Source organism: Mesorhizobium prunaredense (assembly GCF_900156895.1).
GTDB classification, from domain to species: Bacteria; Pseudomonadota; Alphaproteobacteria; order Rhizobiales; family Rhizobiaceae; genus Mesorhizobium; species Mesorhizobium prunaredense.
Genome location: NZ_FTPD01000068.1, coordinates 1 through 2,895 on the forward strand (window position 1 = coordinate 1; position 2,895 = coordinate 2,895).

Here is a 2,895-nt window from a genome sequence, read left to right on the forward strand (position 1 = left end):
ATGCTGCCCCGGAAACAGCCAGCCGTCGCGGTGCATCACGCCCTGCTGGCGTCCGACCTTCCACCACTGGCGCAGCAACCAGAGCAGGTCTTGCGACAGCATGGCGTTCCGGTATCGCCCGCCCTTGCCGCGCTCGACACGTAGCAGCATGCGCTCGCTGTCGACATCGGCGACCTTCAGCATCGACACCTCGGCGACGCGCAAGCCCGCACCATAGGCGACCGAGAGCGCGGCCTGGTGCTTGAGGCAGGTGGTGGCGTTGAGCAGCCGAGCGACTTCGTCGCGGCTGAGCACCACCGGCAGCGTGCGCGGGTGCGCCAGCCGAACGAGCTTGCGCGCCAGATCGGGACGATCGACCGTATGCGCGAAGAAGAAGCGCAGCGCCGACACGATGCTGTTCATCGTCGGCACGGGAACACCGTCGTCCTGCTGCTCGATCTGGAACCGGCGCAGGTCGTCGGTGGTCGCCGTATCCGGCGGCCGGCCAAGGAAGGTCGCGAACCGTCCGACATCGCGGAGGTAATTGCGCTGCGTCTCCCGTGAGAAACGCCGCATGTTCATGTCGTCGATCAGCCGCTGACGAAGTGGACTGATAGGTGCATCAAGAACAGGATAGGGCATGGTCAGGCTCCTTGTTGAAGAAGCCCGTAATGCTCTGCTCCAGCCGAACGACGCTCAACGCGAGCGCGACGATCGACCCATAACCCTTACCTCAACCACAGGGTGCCCTCCCGCGCGAGCGGGTTCGTTCTTCGGCCCTGAACGCGACGTCTGAGTAGTGGCTCACTGATCGCCAGCTCAGCGAAAGCCGTCCGCCGACTTGCCCCACGGATTGCTCTCCTGCCGGAATGCCCCCGTTCACACGTTGCTGCCAGTTTACGCCGAACGAACTAGTCAGGCCGCTTCCCCTTAACGAGGCTCTTCTTATTTTACCCCAACACGATCTCCTCGCTACGAAATGGCAACTAGGATGTGGTTTTGTGCTTCGATACCAACACGCCCGGAATATCAGGACCGAGGCGCGTCCATGAAGAGTGACGCAATCTCGTATGCCCCACGAGGGCTATCTCGTGAGGAAGCAGCTCGTTACATCGGTGTCGGATCGACGCTTTTTGACGAGATGGTTGCCGATGGGCGCATGCCGAAGCCCAAGCGCATCAACAGCCGCGCTGTCTGGGATCGTGTAGCCCTGGATATCGCTTTCACCTCGTTACCGGACAAAGATAGCGGCCTTCAAGAGTTGTTGAAACGAAGCAAACGGGACGTAGAATAAAGATAAGCAACTACGCTCGTTGCGTATGCGCTGCTGGCGTAGTATCATGACAGCCGGAGCGGAAGGGATGACGTGAACGAGAATGAGAAACTTGCGCAAGACGTGAAAGCATGGCGGGCCAAGGAAGGGTTCACTGCCGAAGCCGCGGCCAAGGTGCTAGGAATACCGAAGCGCACCTTTGAAGGTATAGAGCAAGGCAGAGGTTTTCCTTACCCCGTCCTGCTGCGTGCTGCCATGAAAAGTGAGGACTTGTTGCAGAAGCCCCTACGCGAGGACTTGCAGCGCGGAGAGTAATTCAATGGCCAAACATCCTGACTACCCTGGAGCTTCTTCCCGCCTGGTCAATGGCAAGGAGTACTGGCGCTTCCGAGCTAATCGCCATGCTCGACAAATAACCTTACCCGGCCAGCCCGGCGACGAAGCGTTTGAGATCGCCTATCGGCGTGCCGTTGAAGGTCGCGCTGGCAGCGCGGAAATTATCAACATGCCGGGGCGCGCCTTGCCGCGTACTTTTGGGCATGCAGCACGGCGACTCGAAACTACCATGGAATGGCTGGACTTTGACGAGGCAACGCAGCGGAAGAACCTGCGGCTCATTGAACGCTTCCTTGAGATGCAGGTCGATCCTGACTATCCACTGACGTGGCGCGATACGCCGGTGGAACATCTTGATGCCGATCGTCTGCGCGCGATTATCGAGGGCATCTTTCTTGCCAACCGGACGGTTGCCAAGCACCTTCTCGTCGCGATCAAAAAGCTGCTGTGGGTGGCAATTCAAGTCGAGAAATGGATCAAGCCGCAGGACGACCCATCGCTGTCCATTCGTGTACGCGTGCCCAGGTCCACGAAGAACCCGGCCTGGCCAATCGGGATTAGAGAAAAGTACGAAGAGCGGCATCCAATTGGTACGCCTGCTCGGACCTGCTACGCACTCGGTTTCTGGCTCGGCAATCGGCGCGCCGATATCGCTGCTCTTGAATGGTGCGATCTGGTGAGCGAGGAGATCGAGCTGTTCGACGGCTCGCTGGTGTTGATCGAAGCCTTTGACTTTCGGCAGAAGAAAAACCGCAATCGCCACGGAGGTCGAGAGATGTTCATTCCGGTCGTAGACAAGCTGGCAGCCGCGCTTGAACCTCTCGACCGATCGAAAGGCGGCACCGTCTTAAAGACTGCTTATGGCAGGACTTTCTCGGAAAAGAGCCTAACCGGCATGATGCGGCATTGGACCCGGCAGGCTGGAATACCCGATGGCTATACGCTTCATGGACTGCGCCGCACATTCGGTACCTACCTCGCCGAGTGCAACATCCAAGCGCGTGCCATAATGGACGCTATGGGACATTCGTCGATGACGGTGACCGACGAATACGTCCGTGAGGCCAACAAGAAGCGCATTGCCGTCGACATTGCTAGAGCGATAAACCAGCGAGAAGAAAAGCGCGATCAGGCGAAGCGGCGGGCCAATTTGCGCATCGTCGGCTCACAATGAATCGCGAACTGTTCGAAGCGCGCCCGTTAAGAGGATTTTTTGCTGCCAAAGCGCCGTGGGCAAAGCGTGGGCAGGGCGTGGGCAAAGGCCAATTTTTCTCAATGAATTCAGAGGTTATGGTGGGCCCGGAGGG

Annotated in this window: 4 protein-coding genes; 3 read left to right on the top strand and 1 reads right to left on the bottom strand. The window is 58.9% G+C overall.

What is annotated here, in order from left to right:
• The coding region (locus BQ8794_RS31950) for a tyrosine-type recombinase/integrase (protein ID WP_077383582.1) at positions 1-621 on the bottom strand (621 nt) is incomplete at its 3' end.
• Between the two features lie 406 nt (positions 622-1,027).
• Between BQ8794_RS31950 and BQ8794_RS31955 the strand changes: the two genes are divergently transcribed.
• The 3 genes from BQ8794_RS31955 to BQ8794_RS31965 all read left to right on the top strand — a co-directional run bounded on the left by BQ8794_RS31955 (position 1,028) and on the right by BQ8794_RS31965 (position 2,762).
• Positions 1,028-1,273 carry a helix-turn-helix transcriptional regulator gene (locus BQ8794_RS31955; RefSeq protein WP_077383584.1) on the top strand — a complete coding sequence of 82 codons (246 nt, stop codon included), beginning with the start codon at positions 1,028-1,030 and terminating at the stop codon, positions 1,271-1,273.
• 72 nt (positions 1,274-1,345) lie between these two features.
• On the top strand, positions 1,346-1,567 hold the full coding sequence (locus tag BQ8794_RS31960; protein ID WP_077383578.1) for a helix-turn-helix domain-containing protein: 222 nt from the start codon (positions 1,346-1,348) through the stop codon (positions 1,565-1,567).
• Between the two features lie 4 nt (positions 1,568-1,571).
• Positions 1,572-2,762: a tyrosine-type recombinase/integrase gene (locus tag BQ8794_RS31965; protein ID WP_077383580.1), complete on the top strand. Its 1,191-nt coding sequence runs from the start codon at positions 1,572-1,574 to the stop codon at positions 2,760-2,762.
• Positions 2,763-2,895 lie beyond the last annotated feature (133 nt).